This is a genomic window from Bradyrhizobium sp. STM 3809, from assembly GCF_000239795.1.
Lineage (GTDB): Bacteria > Pseudomonadota > Alphaproteobacteria > Rhizobiales > Xanthobacteraceae > Bradyrhizobium.
This window is the reverse complement of record NZ_CAFJ01000017.1, coordinates 1-17,625: the sequence shown is the minus strand read 5'-3', so window position 1 is coordinate 17,625 and position 17,625 is coordinate 1. Positions and strand designations below refer to the sequence as shown.

The 17,625-nt window shown below is 66.9% G+C and carries 13 protein-coding genes; 7 read left to right on the top strand and 6 right to left on the bottom strand.

The window, feature by feature from the left end; translation table 11 throughout:
• From BRAS3809_RS00955 to BRAS3809_RS00935, 5 genes are all read right to left on the bottom strand, one after another.
• The coding region (locus BRAS3809_RS00955) for a TIGR02186 family protein (protein ID WP_085963419.1) at positions 1 to 772 on the bottom strand (772 nt) is incomplete at its 3' end.
• A gap of 2 nt (positions 773 to 774) precedes the next feature.
• Positions 775 to 1,701 (bottom strand): sulfite exporter TauE/SafE family protein, encoded by a 927-nt coding sequence (locus BRAS3809_RS00950; protein ID WP_035654816.1) that lies wholly within the window; start codon positions 1,699 to 1,701, stop codon positions 775 to 777.
• A gap of 136 nt (positions 1,702 to 1,837) precedes the next feature.
• Positions 1,838 to 2,680: a COG3904 family protein gene (locus tag BRAS3809_RS00945; protein ID WP_008960226.1), complete on the bottom strand. Its 843-nt coding sequence runs from the start codon at positions 2,678 to 2,680 to the stop codon at positions 1,838 to 1,840.
• Between the two features lie 307 nt (positions 2,681 to 2,987).
• Entirely contained in the window at positions 2,988 to 6,479 is a 3,492-nt protein-coding gene (locus BRAS3809_RS00940; RefSeq protein ID WP_008960225.1) for an SEL1-like repeat protein, read from the bottom strand.
• Positions 6,480 to 6,668: 189 nt separating this feature from the next.
• A complete protein-coding gene (locus tag BRAS3809_RS00935) occupies positions 6,669 to 7,256 on the bottom strand; it encodes a PadR family transcriptional regulator (RefSeq protein ID WP_008960224.1) in 588 nt (195 codons plus the stop codon).
• Positions 7,257 to 7,393: 137 nt separating this feature from the next.
• On the opposite strand from BRAS3809_RS00935, the gene BRAS3809_RS00930 reads away from it, so the two are divergent.
• The 4 genes from BRAS3809_RS00930 (at position 7,394) to BRAS3809_RS00915 (ending at position 13,485) form a co-directional block, all read left to right on the top strand.
• Entirely contained in the window at positions 7,394 to 7,792 is a 399-nt protein-coding gene (locus BRAS3809_RS00930) for a nuclear transport factor 2 family protein (protein WP_008960223.1), read from the top strand.
• Between the two features lie 126 nt (positions 7,793 to 7,918).
• The gene (locus tag BRAS3809_RS00925; RefSeq protein ID WP_008960222.1) at positions 7,919 to 9,709 is read left to right on the top strand and encodes an acyl-CoA dehydrogenase C-terminal domain-containing protein; all 1,791 of its coding nucleotides are present in this window, start codon (positions 7,919 to 7,921) and stop codon (positions 9,707 to 9,709) included.
• 85 nt (positions 9,710 to 9,794) lie between these two features.
• Positions 9,795 to 11,003: an acetyl-CoA C-acetyltransferase gene (locus BRAS3809_RS00920; protein ID WP_008960221.1), complete on the top strand. Its 1,209-nt coding sequence runs from the start codon at positions 9,795 to 9,797 to the stop codon at positions 11,001 to 11,003.
• Positions 11,004 to 11,271: 268 nt separating this feature from the next.
• Positions 11,272 to 13,485: a 3-hydroxyacyl-CoA dehydrogenase NAD-binding domain-containing protein gene (locus tag BRAS3809_RS00915; protein ID WP_008960220.1), complete on the top strand. Its 2,214-nt coding sequence runs from the start codon at positions 11,272 to 11,274 to the stop codon at positions 13,483 to 13,485.
• Between the two features lie 217 nt (positions 13,486 to 13,702).
• Here BRAS3809_RS00915 and gstA read toward each other — a convergent pair whose 3' ends face one another.
• Positions 13,703 to 14,317 carry a glutathione transferase GstA gene (gene gstA, locus BRAS3809_RS00910; protein ID WP_008960219.1) on the bottom strand — a complete coding sequence of 205 codons (615 nt, stop codon included), beginning with the start codon at positions 14,315 to 14,317 and terminating at the stop codon, positions 13,703 to 13,705.
• A 145-nt stretch (positions 14,318 to 14,462) separates the two neighbouring features.
• Between gstA and BRAS3809_RS00905 the strand changes: the two genes are divergently transcribed.
• The 3 genes from BRAS3809_RS00905 to BRAS3809_RS00895 all read left to right on the top strand — a co-directional run bounded on the left by BRAS3809_RS00905 (position 14,463) and on the right by BRAS3809_RS00895 (position 17,350).
• The gene (locus BRAS3809_RS00905; RefSeq protein WP_008960218.1) at positions 14,463 to 14,951 is read left to right on the top strand and encodes a MarR family winged helix-turn-helix transcriptional regulator; all 489 of its coding nucleotides are present in this window, start codon (positions 14,463 to 14,465) and stop codon (positions 14,949 to 14,951) included.
• Positions 14,952 to 15,047: 96 nt separating this feature from the next.
• Complete coding sequence (locus tag BRAS3809_RS00900; RefSeq protein WP_008960217.1) at positions 15,048 to 16,418, top strand: glutamate--cysteine ligase; 1,371 nt, start codon at positions 15,048 to 15,050, stop codon at positions 16,416 to 16,418.
• 266 nt (positions 16,419 to 16,684) lie between these two features.
• A complete protein-coding gene (locus BRAS3809_RS00895; RefSeq protein WP_008960216.1) occupies positions 16,685 to 17,350 on the top strand; it encodes a PAN domain-containing protein in 666 nt (221 codons plus the stop codon).
• Positions 17,351 to 17,625 lie beyond the last annotated feature (275 nt).

Sequence of the window (17,625 nt, the reverse complement as noted above, 5' to 3'; positions counted from 1 at the left end):
AGTCGCGCCGGAAGACGATCGACGCCATCCACCCCGTCATCAGCGCCATCGCCGTCGTGACGAGGCCATAGACGAGCCCGTTCTGGCGCGCCGAGCTCGCCACGAACTGCTCGAAGCCCACCTTGACGATCTCGAAGGCGGTCTCGGTCTTGGTAACGAAGGCGCCGTCGGCGAGCAGCTTGATCTCGACCTCATAGGTGCCGATCGGCACCGCCGCGGGCAGCGGAATGCCGGTGCGGAACAGGGTGGGGGTGAGGAACGTCACCGCCGACGTATCCTCGCGATACAGCCCGTGCTGCGACTGCAGCCGCACGAAGGCGCTGCGAAAGACGTCGTTCGGCACCACGTCGGCATAATCCGGTCCGACGCGCTGGGTGAGCAGCACGTTGTTGAGGCCGAGCTGCTGCCGCCGCTGCACCTCGGCCGCGGCCATCGCATCGAACGGCCGGTTGGCGAACAGCGCGAGATAGCCGGGGACTTTGAGGAACTGGCGCGAATCGGTGTTGATCCAGATGCCGAACTTGCGCTCCTTGCGCCGCGTCACCATGTCGGCGCGCGGTCCGCGCACGGTGACGACGAGATCATAGGAGGCGCGCGTCGCCGGGGTCTGCGCGTCCTTCTCCACCGAGCCGAACAGCACCAGCTCCTCGCCGGCATAGTTCGGCGTCACCGTGACGCGGTGGTTGGAGACCGAAACGATCAGCCGCTCGGCGCAGGCCGGCGCCGCGCCGGCGATCAGCACACACAAGACGGGAGCAATCAAGCGAACCATCGTCATCGGCCCAGCTCGGTTTCGCGGATCGTGAACAGGTCCTCGGGCCGGATCACCAGCTCGATCGCGAAGCGGATGCCGACGGCGAGGATCAGGAGGCCGAGCAGCAGCCGCAGCTGTTCGCCGCGGATCATCTGGCCGGCGCGGGCGCCGAACTGCGCGCCCGTGACGCCGCCGATCATCAGGATCAGCGCCAGCACGGCATCGACCAGGTGATTGCTCATCGCGTGCAGCATGGTCGCGATCATCATGGTGGCGAGCGTCAGCACCATCGAGGTTCCGATCACAGTCGAGGTCGGCACGCGCAGCAGGTAGATCAGCAGCGGCACCAGGATGAAGCCGCCGCCGATCCCCATCACGGCGCCGAGAAAGCCGATGAGGAGGCCGATGCCGATGACGGGGATCACCGAGACGTAGATCTTGGAACGCTTGAAGCGCATCTTCAGCGGCAGGCCGTGGACCCAGACATGGCTGCCGGGGCGCCGCACGGTCGCGACCGCGCCGCCGCGCGCCCGCATGATGGCGCGCAGCCCTTCCGAGACCATGATGCCGCCGACGCTCGACAGCAGCGCGACGTAGGACAGCGCGATCATCAGGTCGAGTTGGCCAAGCGAGCGCAGCAAGGTGAAGGTGGAGACGCCGAGCGCGGTGCCCAACGCGCCGCCGATCATCAGCACCGAGGCCAGCGCGGGATCGATCGCCCGCCGTCGCCAATACGACAGCGCGCCGGAGAACGACGAGGCGGCGATATGACTGGAGACCGAGGCGACCGCGACCGCCGGCGTGATGCCGACGAAGATCAGGAGCGGCGTCATCAGGAAGCCGCCGCCGATGCCGAACATGCCGGACACGAAGCCGACCGCCGCGCCCATCGCCAGCAGCAGGAAGATGTTGACCGGGAGGTCGGCGATCGGGAGATAGATCTGCATCCGCGTGGCCCTGCGCGCGTTCAACCCGAGCATCCCGCGGCATGCGAAGCAGGTGCTTCGCTCCTGCATAACCGAAAACCGCGGCCGAAGGGATCGGAGATTCCCGCCGCGCGGTGCGATCTGCCGGCCAGACCGATCAGAGCGGCTTGAGCTGCGCCGTGACCAGCCTCATCGCCTCGGCCTCCCTGGGCTCCAGCCAACGGATGTTGCGGGTCTCGGACATGGCTTCGATGACCTGCGACGAGACGCCCATGCGGGTGACGTAGCCGAGGATCGCGCCGGTGACGCGCTGGGTGTCGGCCACCGCGTCCTCGCCCTCGGCCCTGGAGGTGAAGCGGTGGACGCCGAGTGCCGAGCCGTCGAAGCCGTAGCGGGTCTGCCCGCCCGCGAAAGTGAACACGCAAGCGCTGGCGCAGAAGCCGGGACGGACGCGGCCGCCGGCGTCGACCACGCCGACGGCGGTGGCGAGGCCGCGGGCACGGATGATCTCGCCCATCAGGACGCCCTGCTCGAGATTGCCGCCGGGCGAGGACAACAGAACCACGTCGCCTGGCTTCAGGCGGGCCTCTTCGATTCGGTCACGCAGCCAGACGGCGGCGGCAGGACCGATCTGGCCGCTCACCGCCAGCACCGTCCGATCCGCGCCGAGCCCGTCGATCGCGGCATTGGTCGCCAGGGTCGAGGACAGGCTCGGCGAGACGTACTGATCCTTCCAGAACGACCAGGCATCCGGACGCGACAGGTCGCGATAGGCGCGGATGCCGGCACTCGCCAGGATTGCAACGATGAAGATCACCGAGGCCAGCCGGCGCCAGCGGAAATCGGTCGGAAAGCCGTCGGTGACATGCCGCACGGGAGCGGCAGGTGCAGCGCTGAAATCGGGCTTTGGTCGCGGCGCGATGCGGGGGCCGGTGGGCGATTGGCGGAAGGCCCCGCCATTCCCGCCGTTCCCGCCCTTCTCTTGGCCTCGATCGGTCACGTCCCCGCACCCCCGTCACGCGACAGGCCGGTGCGCGCCGCCCGCCGATCGCCTGCTCCTATTGAGGCAGGAGACTATGGCGCGCAAGTGCTCGCAACCGAGAGCCGTCGTGAAGATGTCGCGGCGTTCGGCCCGTCTGTCTCCACGCCGTCATGGCCGGGCGTGTCCCGGGCATCCACGTTGTTCAGCGCACTCGGAACGACGTGGATGCCCGGGACAAGCCCGGGCATGACGGAGAACAGATTGGCAGGTGCTGTTGCCGCACATCGGCTGATGAGCCTTTGTTGCGACGAGGTCGTGGTCGGGATCAGCGCGGAGCTGTCGCCGCCGCTCGTTTGGCCAGAGCGGCCTTCGCCGCGGCGGCCTTGGCGATCGCCTGGTTGCCGTCCCAGCCGCCGGCGGGGGCCGGCACGTTGATGGCGTCATCCGGCTGCGGCTCGACCGTGAAGGTCTGGATCGCGAGCTTGGCCGCGGCCAGCGACTGCGCATCGAGCCGCTTGGCGACGTCGTCACGCTTGCGTCCGGCGTCGGCATCGCCCTGTGCTGCGGCCAAGGTGAACCACTTGTAGGACTCGGCGAGGTTCTGCTCGACGCCGATGCCGCGGGCATAGAGGATGCCGAGGTTGAACTGGCTGTCGGCGACGCCGCGCTCGGCGGCCTTGCGGAACCATTGCGACGCGCTCTTGTAGTTCGCGCCCTTGCCGCCGCCGTCGGCGTCGAGCACGGCGAGATTATGCATCGCCTTGGCGTTGCCGCGCTCGGCGGCGACGACATAATAGCGGCGCGCGATGTCGGCGTCCTTCTTCACGCCGAGGCCCTTCTCGTAGAAGGTGCCGAGCCGGAACACGGCCGGGATCAGCCCGGCCTGGGCCGCGCGGTCATACCATTTCGCGGCTTCCTCGTAGTTCGGCGCGACGCCCTTGCCTTCGGCGAGACGAACGCCGACCTCGTAGGCCGCGGTCGGGTCGCCCTTGAGGGCCGCGTTGCGCAACGCCGGCCCGCCGATGGCGTCGGGCAGCTTCTCGGAGGCGGGCACCTGGACCAGCCCGAGCCGCTGGCCGTTGGCCGCCGTCGGGATCGTGCCGGTGATATCCCCGCCGGCTGCGGCGGCCTGCCGCTCCGTGTCCTGCGGGATCGCGAGCATGGCGATCGTCTCCGCCTCGCTCGGCATCGCCCTGTTGTAGGACTGACGATCGAGCGGGGTGGGCGAGGTCAGCGAGGGTCCGCTCTGGTCCGGCGTCGCCGGACGGGGCGACGTGCTCGGCGAGGCCGATGGCATCTGCGCGCGCGGGGGCTCGCTTTGGCTTTCCATCGAGCTGACGGGTGGCGGCGTGCTGCCGGTGTCGAGCAGCGACATCGCGAACTTGAAGGTGCCGAGCACGATCACGACGACGCTGGCACCGACCAGCAGCGAACGGATCTTCGAGCCGATGGTCGAGACCTCCTCATCGCCCTCCGCGGTGAGCGCAACAGTCGGCTTCTCCTTGGCCTTCGCCTTGGGCGGCTCCTTGGGGGCCTCCTTCGGCGGCTCCTTCGCCTTCTCCTTCGGCTTGTCCTTCTTCGCCTTCTTGGCATCGACCGGCTGGGCGGCCGCGGCGGCCTGCGCCGCGCGCCGGGCGGCGGCGATGAAGCTCGACGTCGAGACGGGCTCGCGCTTGCCGGCCGGAAGCTCGCTCAGCGCCTCCTCCGAAGCTGCGATGCGTTCGGCGGGAGATGCAGTCCGGCCCGGCGGGCGCGTGCCCGGCTCGAGCGGATGATCGGGCGGCAGCTCGGGAACGATGGCCGCGGGGCGCGCCTGGGCGGCGTGCGGCTCCAGGATCTCGGCGATCGCCTTCGGCGGGATCGGCGGAATCGGCGGCGGCGCGGAGGGGACCGCCGCGGCCGGAGCGGTGGCGGCGTGGAAGTCGCGCGGGGCTGCGGCAAAGGCCGAGGGGTGCGTCGCCGGGCTGGCCGCGGGGGCGGCCGGCTGCATGGCTGCGGGGTTGGGCAGCTCCGGCCGGTAAGCGGGCTCGGTCCTGACCGGCTCGGCATAGGCCTGCGGTGCGGGCGCGCGTGCGGCCGGCATCGGCGGCTCGACCGGCGTCGCCAGCGGCGGCAGGACGGCGGGCTGGCTGGTCGTCGCGCGCACGTTGCGCAGATCGCCTTCGATCATCGCGAGGCGGTCGACGACATGTCCGAGCGTATTGTGAACCGCTTCCAGCGAGTCCTGGGTGTTGCGGTCGGTCTCGGTCTGGCTGAAGCGGATGTCGGACAGCTCGCGCTTGACCATGTCGACGAGGCCCGCGTCATGCGACGCCTCGCGCTGCGACCGGCTCTCCGATAGCGCGGCGAATGTCGCCTGCTGGCGCTCGAGATAACGCAGGATGTCCTGCAGGCCGTCCTCGACCCGGGACATGTTGCCGCTGCGCGGATCATTGGAGGCTTCCAGCCGCTCCAACAGGTAGCTGATGCGCTGCTCGAGATGAGCGATGGCGGACGACCCGTCATTGCCGACCTGGAGGCGGTCGATGCGGTCGGACAGGCCGCGCAGCGCGTCCTCGATCTGGGCGGTGTTGTCGGGCGCGGGAGCCGGCGGCTCGCGGCTTTCCAGCGTCGAGGTCAGCGCCGCGATGCGCTGCTCGAGCGCGGCGAAGGAATCGTGGAAGGAGTCGTGCGTGTCACGAACCTGCGTGACCTGGTCGACCTTCGACGACAGCTGGCGCAGATCGTCCGACAGCCGCACCAAGGCATCGTTGGAGGCGACGTTGGACACGATCGCGCGCAGCGCCGTGATGGCGCTTTCCAATTGCTGGACCGTGCCGGGGTCGTCATTGGCGCGCAGGATCAGGTCCAGCTTGGCGCCGAGATTGCGGATCGCCTCGTCGTAGACGGCGAGCTGCTCGGCCGGCTTCAGCGAGCCGACGACCTCGCGGATGTCGGTGAGCGCGCGTTCGATGCCGGCGAGCGCCTGGCCATCGACGCCGCTCTGGCGGTTCTCGTCGATGCGGCGCGACAGCGAGTGGATCTCGTTCTCGAGCGACTCGATCGCACGCCGCGGCATCGCCTCGGTGATGGTGAGGCGGATCTCGGCGAGCTCGGTGCGGAAGCCGGCGATCGACTGTTCGAGGCCGTCGTCGGGACGATGCAGTGCCTCGATCTGGCTGGTGATCTTGAGGAGGTGCCGTTCGAGCTGCGAAAAGTCCGGCCCGGGCGGATGCGCCGGGGGCGGTGTCATCAACGGCGCCGCGGCGTGGGCCATCGCGGGCGCGGTCGGCGGCGCCTGATGCGGCGGCAGCGGCCGGGCGTTGTCGAGCTCGCTCTGCCGGGCGCTGATCTCGGCGACGGCCACGTCGAACGAGCCGGCGCTGAGCGGCTGCGCCGGACGATAGAGCTGCGCGGCGGCGCGCTCGACGCCGTCGGGACCGCGATAGCGTTCCTCGGGCGCGGCCTTGCGCAGCGGCGTGGAAATCTGTGACAGGCGGGCGTCGAGCCGCGAGATGGCGTCGTTGAGCTGGCGCGCCACGCCCTGCTCGTCGCGCGGCGCGTCCTTGCGTGCACCGGGACGCGACATGTGCTCGATCTGGCGGGCGATGGAATCGAGCCGCTGATGGATGTCGGCGACCTCGCGGGCGTCGCGATGCACCGGCGGCGTGCTGCGCGGCGGCGGAGCGCTGCCGCGGAAATCCGGCGGCGCGGACGCGCCGAGCGTGGAATTGATCCAGTCGTTCAGCGTCATGCCGGCGCGCTGCGCCGCGGCCTCGGCCCTCTCGCGGACGGACGGGTCGATGCCTTCATTACTCCACGGTACGCGCGAATTCATGTCTCGTCCGGTTCCGCTTCCAGCGCTCCACCAAGCGCCTCCAGCCTCCCCACGCGTCCCGGACCTGAACATGGACGGAACCGCGCAGATCGTCTGCTCCAGGTCCCGACTTTTGACTTTTACGGTAAATAACGGGTTAAGTTTACCGCCGGCGCGGTCAGAAGTTTTGCGCGTAGCGAACGAAGCGCCTCAGCCGGCGTTTTCACGCGAGGACGCGTCCATTGGCCTTACGCTGCCGGTGGAGGAAAGCGCCGACAACGCGGTGATCGCCTCCTCGCACCATTCGGCGACCATGCGCTCATGGCGCAGGCCAAGCCGCAGATTGAGCAGCTTGCCCATGTCGGCCGGTGCGACGCTGCCGTCAGCGTAATGCTTCTTGAGAATGCGGTCGTAGCGCTCGGCGCGGTCGCGATGATGCTCCAGCCGCGCCATCAGGTCGGCCCGGATCGGCGCGATGTCGGCGGCCCCCAGCGCGTAGAGCCGGACGAGAAGGTCGTCCTTGGTGGACGCCGGCGTGCTCGGCCGTGCCGCCCAGCTGCGGAAGGCGGCCCGGCCCTCCGGCGTGAGCGTGTAGACGAGCTTGTTTGGCTTGCCGGTCTGCACCACCTCGCGGCCCTGGATGTAGCCGCGGTCGCGCAGGCGCGAGAGCTCGCGGTAGATCTGCTGATGGTCCGTCTTCCAGAAGAAGCCGATCGAGGAGTCGAACGTCTTGGCGAGCTCGTAGCCCGTCATCGGATGTTCAGTGAGGCAGGCGAGGATGGCGTCGCCGAGGGCCATGGCCGGACACTGCTCCCGTTTTTCTGAGTCTGATCTGCCCCGCTCCACGCTTGACATTATGCACATTGGCGCATATGCGTCAATGTGCATATGGGGTGGTTGTGGTGCTGGCCTGTTCCGCCCCGAGGAGACGCCCAATGACAATGACCGGCCTCGATGCATGGTACGGCTATATGAGGTCTCACGATCTCGGCGCTTTGCGGGAGCTGCTGCATCCCGACGCCGTGTTCGAAAGTCCCGTCGTGCATACGCCGCAGCGCGGCCGCGACATCACCTTCAAATATCTCGCGAGTGCTGAGAAAGTCCTGGGCGGTCCCGGTTTCAAGTATGTCGGGGAGTGGCGTAACGCCACGGGCGCCGTGCTCGAATTCGAGAACGAGATCGAAGGCATCAAGCTCAACGGCGTCGACATCATCACCTTCGACGAGGCCGGCCTGATCACTCACTTCAAGGTGATGGTGCGTCCGCTCAAGGCGATCAACCTGCTGCACCGCCTGATGGGCGAGCAGCTGGCCGCCATGAGCAAACCCTCGTGACGCCGCCGACAGCCGCAAAACAACGGCTGCCGCAAGTCGCACGAAATCGCTACAGTCCGCGGCCTGCATTGCCTGCCGCGTCCGCAAATTCCGTCTGAACCTTCAGCCTTCCTGCCGGAGACGCCGATGCCGATCTACAAAGCCCCCGTGGAAGATGTGACCTTCCTGCTCAACGACGTGTTCCAGATCGACCGCTACGACAATCTTCCGGGCTTCTCCGATGCCTCGGCCGATGTCCGCGAGGCGATCCTCGGCGAAGCCGCCAAGCTCGCCGAAGAGGTGCTGCATCCGCTGAACCGCGTCGGCGATCTCGAAGGCTGCAAGCGCCATGACGACGGCAGCGTGACGACGCCGAAGGGCTTCAAAGAAGCCTACAAGCAGATCAAGGAGGGCGGCTGGCTTGGCCTGTCGGCGCCGACCGAATATGGCGGCCAGGGCCTGCCGGTGACGCTCAGCCAGACCGTCAACGAGTTTCAGTGCTCCGCCAACATGGCGTTCTCGATGTATGGCGGCCTCACCATGGGCGCGACCGCCGCGCTGATCGTGCATGGCAGCGAGGAGCAGAAGAAGACCTACGTGCCGAAGATGGTGGCCGGCGAGTGGACCGGCACCATGAACCTGACCGAGCCGCATTGCGGCACCGATCTCGGGCTCTTGCGCACCAAGGCGGTGCGCCAGGCCGACGGCAGCTTCAAGATCTCCGGCACCAAGATCTTCATCTCGGCCGGCGAGCATGATCTGGCCGACAACATCATCCACCTCGTGCTCGCCCGCATCGAGGGCGCGCCGGCCGGCATCAAGGGCATCTCGCTGTTCGTGGTGCCGAAGTTCATGGTCAACGCCGACGGCTCGCTCGGCGCCCGCAACGGCGTCATGTGCGGCTCGATCGAGCACAAGATGGGCATCCACGGCAACTCGACCTGTGTGATGAACTACGACAACGCCACCGGCTGGCTGATCGGCGAAGAGAACAAGGGCATGCAGGGCATGTTCGTGATGATGAACGAGGCCCGGCTCGGTGTCGCTGTGCAGGGCCTCGCGCAGTCCGAGGTCGCCTATCAGAACGCTGTCGCCTATGCGCGCGAGCGCATCCAGGGCCGCTCGCTGACCGGCCCCAAGGCGCCGGACAAGGCCGCCGATCCGATCATCGTGCATCCCGACGTGCGCCGCACCCTGTTGTCGATCCGCGCCTTCAACGAGGCCGCGCGCGCGATGGTGGTGTGGACCTCGCTGAAGAGCGACGTCGCGCACCGCTCGCAGGACCCGAAGGACCGGCAAGCAGCCGACGACCACATGGGCCTGATGACCCCGGTGATGAAGGGCTACATGACCGACATGGGCTTCGCCAATGCCGTCCAGGCGCAGCAGATGTATGGCGGCCACGGCTACATCGCCGAGTGGGGCATGGAGCAGTTCGTGCGCGATGCCCGTATTGCGATGATTTATGAAGGCGCCAACGGCATCCAGGCGCTGGATCTCGTCGGCCGCAAGCTGCCGCGCGACGGCGGCCGCGCCGTCATGGCGTTCTTCGCCGAGGTCGGCTCGTTCGCCAAGGAGCACGGCGGCAGTGACGCGATGAAGCCGTTCATCACGCCGTTGTCGACGGCGCTCGGCCATCTGCAGCAGGCCACGACCTGGCTGATGCAGAACGCGATGACCAAGCCGGACAATGCCGGCGCCGCCGCGACCGACTACATGCATCTCTTCGCGCTGGTCACCTTCGGCTACATGTGGGCGAAGATGGCCAAGGTCGCGCAGGACAAGATCGCGGCCGGCGACAGCTCGACCTATCTCACCACCAAGCTGGTGACGGGCCGCTTCTTCATGGAGCGCGTGCTGCCCGAGACGGCGGCGCATCTCGCCCGCCTGCAGGCCGGCTGCGCGACCGTGATGGAACTGCCGGCGGAAGCCTTCTGATTTCGGAGCGAAGGCCGGTGCATACCACGTGCCGGCCTTCGTCCTGTGCTGACAACGACAAATTGGACCAGATGAGGAGGGCGTGATGCCTGAGGCCTTTATCTACGACCACGTGCGTACTCCCCGCGGCCGCGGCAAGTCCGACGGCGCCCTGCACGAGGTGACCGCGCTCGCGCTCGCCACCGTGCCGCTGAAGGCGCTCAAGGACCGCAACAACCTGCCGGAAGACTCCGTCGATGACGTCGTGCTCGGCGTCGTCGATCCGGTCGGCGAGGCCGGCTCGGACATCGCGCGCTTCGCCGCGCTCAACGCCGGCCTCGGCGAGGCCGTGCCGGGCGTGCAGATCAGCCGCTTCTGCGCATCCGGCCTCGATGCCGTGAACTTCGCTGCCGCGCAGATCATGAGCGGCCAGCATGAGCTCGTCATCGGCGGCGGCGCGGAATCGATGAGCCGCGTCGGCATCGGCGCCTCCGGTGGCGCCTGGCCGATGGACCCGTCGATGGCCGTGCCGTCCTACTTCATGCCGCAGGGCATCTCGGCCGACCTGATCGCCACCAAATACGGCTTCTCGCGCGACGACGTCGACGCCTATGCGGTGCAGAGCCAGCAGCGCGCGGCCAAGTCCTGGGAAGAGGGGCGCTTCAACAAGTCGGTGGTGCCGGTCAAGGACGTCAACGGCCTGACCATCCTCGCCAAGGACGAGCACATGCGCCCGTCGACGACGATGCAGTCGCTGGCGCAGCTGCAGCCGTCGTTCGCGGCGATGGCGCAGATGGGTGGCTTCGACGCGGTGGCGATCCAGTCGCATCCGGAGCTCGAGCGCGTCAACTACGTGCATCACGCCGGCAACTCCTCGGGGATCGTCGACGGCGCCGGCGCGGTGCTGCTCGGCAGCAAGGAAGCCGGTGAGAAGCATGGCCTGAAGCCGCGGGCCAAGATCCGCGCCTTCGCCAATATCGGCTCGGAGCCGGCGATGATGCTGACCGGCCCGGTCGACGTCACCGAAAAACTGTTCGCGCGCTCCGGCATGAAGAAGTCGGACATCGACCTGTTCGAGCTCAACGAGGCGTTCGCCTCGGTCGTGCTGCGCTACATGCAGGCGTTCGAGATCGACAAGGACAAGATCAACGTCAATGGCGGCGCCATCGCGCTGGGTCATCCGCTCGGCGCCACCGGCGCGATGATCCTCGGCACCGTGCTCGACGAGCTCGAGCGCACCGGCAAGGCGACCGCGCTCGTCACGCTGTGCATCGGCGGCGGCATGGGCACCGCGACCATCATCGAGCGGGTGTGATTGGCGCCCGTCATTCCGGGGCGATGAGAAGCATCGAACCCGGAATCTCGAGATGAGGAAATGAGCAAGCCAATGTCGAGATTCCGGGTTCAAGGCCTGCGGCCTTGCCCCGGAATGACGGCAGAAACGTAGGGTGGGCAAAGCGAAGCGTGCCCACCGTCTTTCGTCATCGACACCGTCGGTGGGCACGGCGCAACGGCGCCTTTGCCCACCCTACGATTACGGACAACGCCGCGCCGGACCGGCTGCTGGCACGAGGGAGCATCATATGGCTTACAAGAACTTCAAACTGGAAACCGATGCCGACGGCATTGCGCTGATCACCTGGGACATTCCGGGCCGTTCGATGAACGTGCTCGACGAGACCTCGACCAACGAGCTCGAGGCCCTCGTCAAGGAGACGACCGCCGACGCCGCCATCAAGGGTGTCGTCATCACCTCGGCCAAGGAGGCATTTTGCGCCGGCGCCGATCTGTCCATGCTCGAGGGCATGAACCGCATCTATGCGGATATGCTGAAGAGCAAGGGCGAGGAAGCCGCCAACCAGATGCTGTTCGACACCAGCCGCCGCTTCTCGCTGATCAACCGGGCGATGGAGACGTCGGGCAAGCCTTGGGTCGCCGCGATCAACGGTCTGGCGCTCGGCGGAGGCTTCGAGATCACGCTCTCCTGCCATTACCGCGTCGCGGCCGAGAACCCGAAGACCCGGCTCGGCCTGCCCGAGATCAAGGTCGGCCTGTTCCCCGGCGCCGGCGGCACCCAGCGCGTGCCGCGCATCGTGCAGCCGCAGGATGCGATGAACCTGCTCTTGAAGGGCGAGGCGCTGACGCTCGACAAGGCCAAGGCGCTGAAGCTGGTCGACGCGATCGTGCCGGCGGCGGATCTCATCAAGGCCGCCAAGGACTGGATCAAGGGCGGCGGCAAGGCCGTGCAGCCGTGGGACGAGAAGGGCTTCAAGCTGCCCGGCGGCCCGGTGTTCTCCAAGAACGGCATGATGATGTTCCCGGCGGGCAACGCCATCTATCGCCGCGAGACCTACGACAACTATCCGGCCGCGCGCGCCATCATGAGCTGCGTGTATGAAGGCCTGCAGTTGCCGATCGACGCCGCGCTGCGCGTCGAATCGCGCTACTTCACCAAGATCCTGCGCTCGAAGGAAGCGGCGGCGATGATCCGCAGCCTGTTCCTGTCGATGCAGGAGCTGAACAAGGGTGCGCGCCGCCCGGCCGACGTGCCGGCCACCAAGATCAAGAAGATCGCCGTGATCGGCGCCGGCTTCATGGGCGCCAGCGTCGGCTATGTGTCCGCGCGCGGCGGCCTTGAGGTCGTGCTGATCGACCGCGACCAGGAGAGCGCCGACAAGGGCCGCGCCCATGCGCAGAGCGTGATCGACGGTCTCGTGAAGAAGGGCCGCGCCAAGCCGGGCGAGGCCGAGGCGATCATGGGCCGCATCACCGCGACCGCCGACTATGCCGCCTTGAAGGATTGCGACCTCGTCATCGAGGCGGTGTTCGAGGACCGCAAGGTCAAGGCCGAGACCTACGCCAAGGCGCAGGCCTATCTGAAGGATGGCGCGATCTTCGCCTCGAACACCTCGACCCTGCCGATCACCTCGCTGGCCGAGGAGTTCAAGGACCAGGGCCGCTTCATCGGCATCCACTTCTTCTCGCCGGTCGAGAAGATGATGCTGGTCGAGATCATCATGGGCAAGAACACCGGGGACCTCGCGCTGGCGACCGCGCTGGACTATGTCCGGACCATCGGCAAGACGCCGATCGTGGTCAACGATTCCCGCGGCTTCTTCGCCAATCGCTGCGTGATGCGCTACATCGCCGAGGGCAACGAGATGTTCCTCGAAGGCGTGCCGCCGGCGCTGATCGAGAATGCCGCCAAGATGGCCGGCATGCCGGTCGGCCCGCTGTCGCTGTCGGACGAGGTCGCGCTCGACCTCGGTCTCAAGATCATGAAGGCGACCGAGCACGATCTCGGCCCCAACGCCATCAACCAGGACCACAAGAAGCTGATGGTCGAGCTGGTCGAGAAGCAGGGCCGCTTCGGCCGCAAGAACGGCAAGGGTTTTTATGACTATCCCGAGAAGGGCAAGGGTCAGAAGAGCCTGTGGCCGGATCTGGCGAAGCTGCAGCCGAAGCACCTCGACCCCGATACGCTCGATGTCGAGGAGCTGAAGCAGCGCTTCCTGGTGGTGCAGGCGGTGGAAGCCGCGCGCACCGTCGAGGACCACGTCATCACCGATGTGCGCGAGGCCGATGTCGGCTCGATCCTCGGCTTCGGCTTCGCCCCGTTCACCGGCGGCACGCTGTCCTACATCGACTTCATGGGGACGAAGACCTTCGTCGAGCTGTGCCACAAGTACACGGCAAAGTACGGCTCCCGCTTCGCCCCGCCGAAGCTCTTGGAGGAGATGGCCGCCAAGGGCGAAACCTTCTACGGCCGCTTCCCGCCGAAGAAGGCCGCGGCTTAATTCACTGTCGTCCCGGACAAGCTCGGCAACGCGCCAGCGTTGCGGAGCGCCGATCCGGGACCCATACGCCGCAGCAGATGTTTGGCGCGACGCTAGAGGTCACCAGCATCTCGCGTCACAACTGCTCCCTGTGGTTATGGATCCCGGCGTTCGCCGGGATGACACCTGTTGTGTTGAGGCTGCGAACCTCACATTCCGAGGATCAGCGGGTAGCCGCTCATCCCGCCTTCATCAGCCCTTCCTTGGTCAGCGCCTCCTGCACCTTCGGGCGGGCCGCGACGCGGTTCTTGTAGGCCACCAGATTCGGCATGCCCGACAGATCGAACTTCATCCGGTCCGCCCAGGTCAGCACCGTGAACAGGTAGCCGTCGGCGACGGTGAACTCCTTGCCCATCAGATAGTCCCGGCCGGCGAGCTGGCTGTCGATGTACTTGAACTTGCCCATCACGCGGTCCTTGAAGAACGCCTTGGCGTCGTCGGCCAGCGCCGGCGAGAACATCGGGCCGAAATTCTTGTGCAGCTCGGACGTGATGAAGTTCAGCCACTCCAGGAGCTTGTAGCGGTCGCCGCTGTCGCGCGCCGGGGCGAGCTTCTTGTCGGCGGCCTGGTCGGCGATCATCTGGACGATGACCGGACCCTCGGTCACGATCTCGCCGCTCGGCAGCCCCAGGGCCGGCACCTGGCCCTTCGGATTGACCTTGAGGTAGTCGTCGCCATTCTCGAGGGTCTTGGCGCGCAGGTCGACCTTGACCAGATCATAGGGCAGGCCGGCTTCGAGCAGGGCGATATGGGGCGACAGCGAGCAGGCGCCGGGTGAATAATAAAGCTTCATCCTGTATTCCCTCCTTGAGACCGTCGTTTTGGAACCGACTTGGGCAACACATCCCGCCCTTACATGCAATTGCATGGAATCGTCAAGATTGATGCAGCTGCATCGAATGCGCTAGAACGAGGATCCTGAGGATACGAGCCGGCCCATGAAACGCAAACCATCGACCGAGGCGACCGCCGCCTGGATCCGCCTGATGCGGGTCCAGAGCCGGGTGCTGGACTGCGTCGAGCAGGAGCTGAAGAAGGCCGGTTTCCCGCCGCTCGCATGGTATGATGCTCTGCTGGAGCTGTCCCGGGCGCCCTCGGGCGAGCTGCGCCCGGTCGAGCTCGAGCGGCAGATGCTGATCCCGCAATACTCCACCTCGCGCCTGATCGACCGTCTGGTCGACGAAGGTCTGGTGATCAGGCGCGAATGCAAGATGGACAAGCGCGGCCAGTTCGTGGAGATCACCGAGGCCGGCCGCGAGCTGCAGAAGCGGATGTGGTCGGCCTATTCGGCTGCGATCGAGAAGCATGTCGGCTCGAAGCTGTCGGATGCCGACGCCGCCAAGCTGTGTACGCTGCTCGACCGGCTCGGCTGCTCCTGCGGCCAGGCCGCGCAACTCTCTGCCGCAGAAGGCGCGTCGCCCCGATGAGCTTCCCGATGTCATTCACATCCGCGGTCCCCTCGGGGCCGCGGCCGTTCCTGTCACCCTGCGCGATCCTCGACGCGCCCTTTTCCCGAGACTCCCATGGCGCGTGACCAGATCGATATGACCCCGCTGCAGTCGCGCGACGAGCTCGTGGCGTGGCTGGAGGCCGGCGTGAAGCCGCCCTCGGCGTTCCGCATCGGCACCGAACACGAGAAGACGCCGTTCACGCTCGAGGGGCACCGGCCGGTGCCGTACGAGGGCGCGCGCGGCATCGGCGCACTGCTCGAAGGCATGAAGCTCCTGCTCGGCTGGGAGCCGATCATGGAGCGCGGCAACATCATCGGGCTTTATGACGTCACCGGCGGCGGCGCCATCTCGCTGGAGCCGGGCGGCCAGTTCGAACTGTCCGGCGCCCCGGTCGAGACCGTCCATCAGACGCAGAGCGAGCTGATGGCGCACCTGGCGCAGGTTCGCGAGGTCGCGACCCCGCTCGGCATCGGCTTCCTCGGCTTGGGCATGACGCCGTCCTGGTCGCGCGACGAAATCCCGGTGATGCCGAAGGGCCGCTACAAGATCATGCGGGGCTACATGCCGAAGGTCGGCCGCTACGGCCTCGACATGATGTTCCGGACCTGCACGGTGCAGACCAATCTCGACTTCTCCTCGGAAGCCGACATGATCAAGAAGCTGCGCGTGTCCGTCGCGCTGCAGCCGATCGCCACCGCCCTGTTCGCCAATTCGCCGTTCACGGAAGGCAAGCCGAACGGCTATCTCTCGTTCCGCTCCGAGATCTGGCGCGACACCGACAATCAGCGCGCAGGCATGATCCCCTGGGCGTTCGAGGACGGCATGGGCTTCGAGCGCTGGGTCGACTATGCGCTCGATGTGCCGATGTATTTCGTCAAGCGCGAGGAAGACTACATCGACGTTTCCGGCACATCGTTCCGCGATTTCTTCGAGGGCAAGAACCCGGCCATGCCCGGCGAGCGTCCGACCCTGTCGGACTGGGCCAATCATCTCTCGACGGCATTCCCCGAGGTGCGGCTCAAGCGCTATCTGGAAATGCGCGGCGCCGACGGCGTGCCCTGGGGCCGGCTGCCGGCGCTGCCCGCGTTCTGGGTCGGGCTGCTCTATGACGACACCAGCCTCGACGCCGCCTGGGACCTGGTCAAGGACTGGACCGCGTTCGAGCGCCAGAATCTGCGCGATGACGTTCCGCGACTCGGCTTCAAGGCGCGCATCCGCAATCGCTATGTGTTCGAGGTCGCCAAGGACTGCCTGACGCTGGCGCATCACGGCCTGCGCCGCCGCAACCGCGTCGATCATCTCGGCCGCGACGAGAGCCGCTACCTCGAGCCGCTCGACCAGATCATCGATTGCGGCCGCTCGCCGGCCGACGAGATGCTGGAGAAGTTCAACGGTCCCTGGCACGGTTCGGTCGAGCCGGCCTACGATGAATACGCGTTCTGATCGTCCGCGACTGAGCTAGGCATCTCCACCAACGCGCGTTGCCCGGTTGATCGCGGGCGTCGCGCCGGAGTCGCCGCGCCGTCAGCATGGCGTTGATCGCTATTTGTTTCGTGATGTGTCTCGCGTCCGTTTTGACGGTCCTGTCCGTTGTCTTGGCTCCGGCCCTTCCGGTCTGTGGGATCTGTTCATCGGCCATACAGGTTCGTGGCCATCAAATGACGGTCCAAGAACACGCCAGAAAAACGCGAACGTTAACAATGGGTCCAATGGTTCAGCGGCGGCGCGCGGGGCGCCTGATCGGGGCATGGCTGCGCGTCGGCGTGGGCCTGATTGCCGCTGCCTGCCTAACGTCCGCGTCGGCCCAGACCTATTCCGACCGCCCCGGCGGCGACTACATGAGCGCGCCGATCGAGTCGGGCGACCCGGCCGATTGTGCCCTGCTGTGTGAGCACGACCGGCGCTGCCGCGCGTGGAGCTTCAACTATCCGACGGTCATGGAAGCCGGGGCCGTGTGCTGGCTGAAGAACACCGTGCCGGCCCGGGTTCCCGACAATTGCTGCGTCTCCGGCGTACGCGGCGCGGGCGTGGTCGAGATCCGCAACGACGCCGTCGAAACCTCGATCGATCGCCCGGGCGGCGACTATCGCAGCTTCGACATCAAGACCACCGATCTCAAGGCCAACGACAAGATCGAGAAGCCTGCTGAAAAGGCCGCCGACAAGGCTGGCGACACCAAGGCGCCGGACAAGAAGGACGAGAAGGCCGCCGATGCCGAGGAGATCTGCAAGGCCGCTTGCACGGGCGACAACAAATGCCGCGCCTGGACGTTTGCGCGGCCCGGCTATGCCGGCAAGGAGGCGCACTGCTTCCTGAAGAAGGAGATCAAGCCGCCCCGCCGCCGCGCCGGGTTCACGTCAGGCGTGGTTCGCTAGGACCGGTCTTCACGGAAAATTTCCTGCGTCGGCGCGTAACGTGGCCGCGGCCCCGCCCGTAACGAGTTGCGGCGGCTTGGCTGCACTTGCCATCGGCTGCCTGTCGCAACGCAGGGATCGGGGTTCATCATGATGATTTCGCGCAGGTTCTTTGCCACTGCAGCGGTGGCTGCGGCTTTCATTGCCAGCGGGCTCGGGACGGCCTCGGCCGTCGAGACCACCCCCTATACGGACGCGGCCTTCAAGGCGGCGCAGAGCGCCGGCCAGCCGATCCT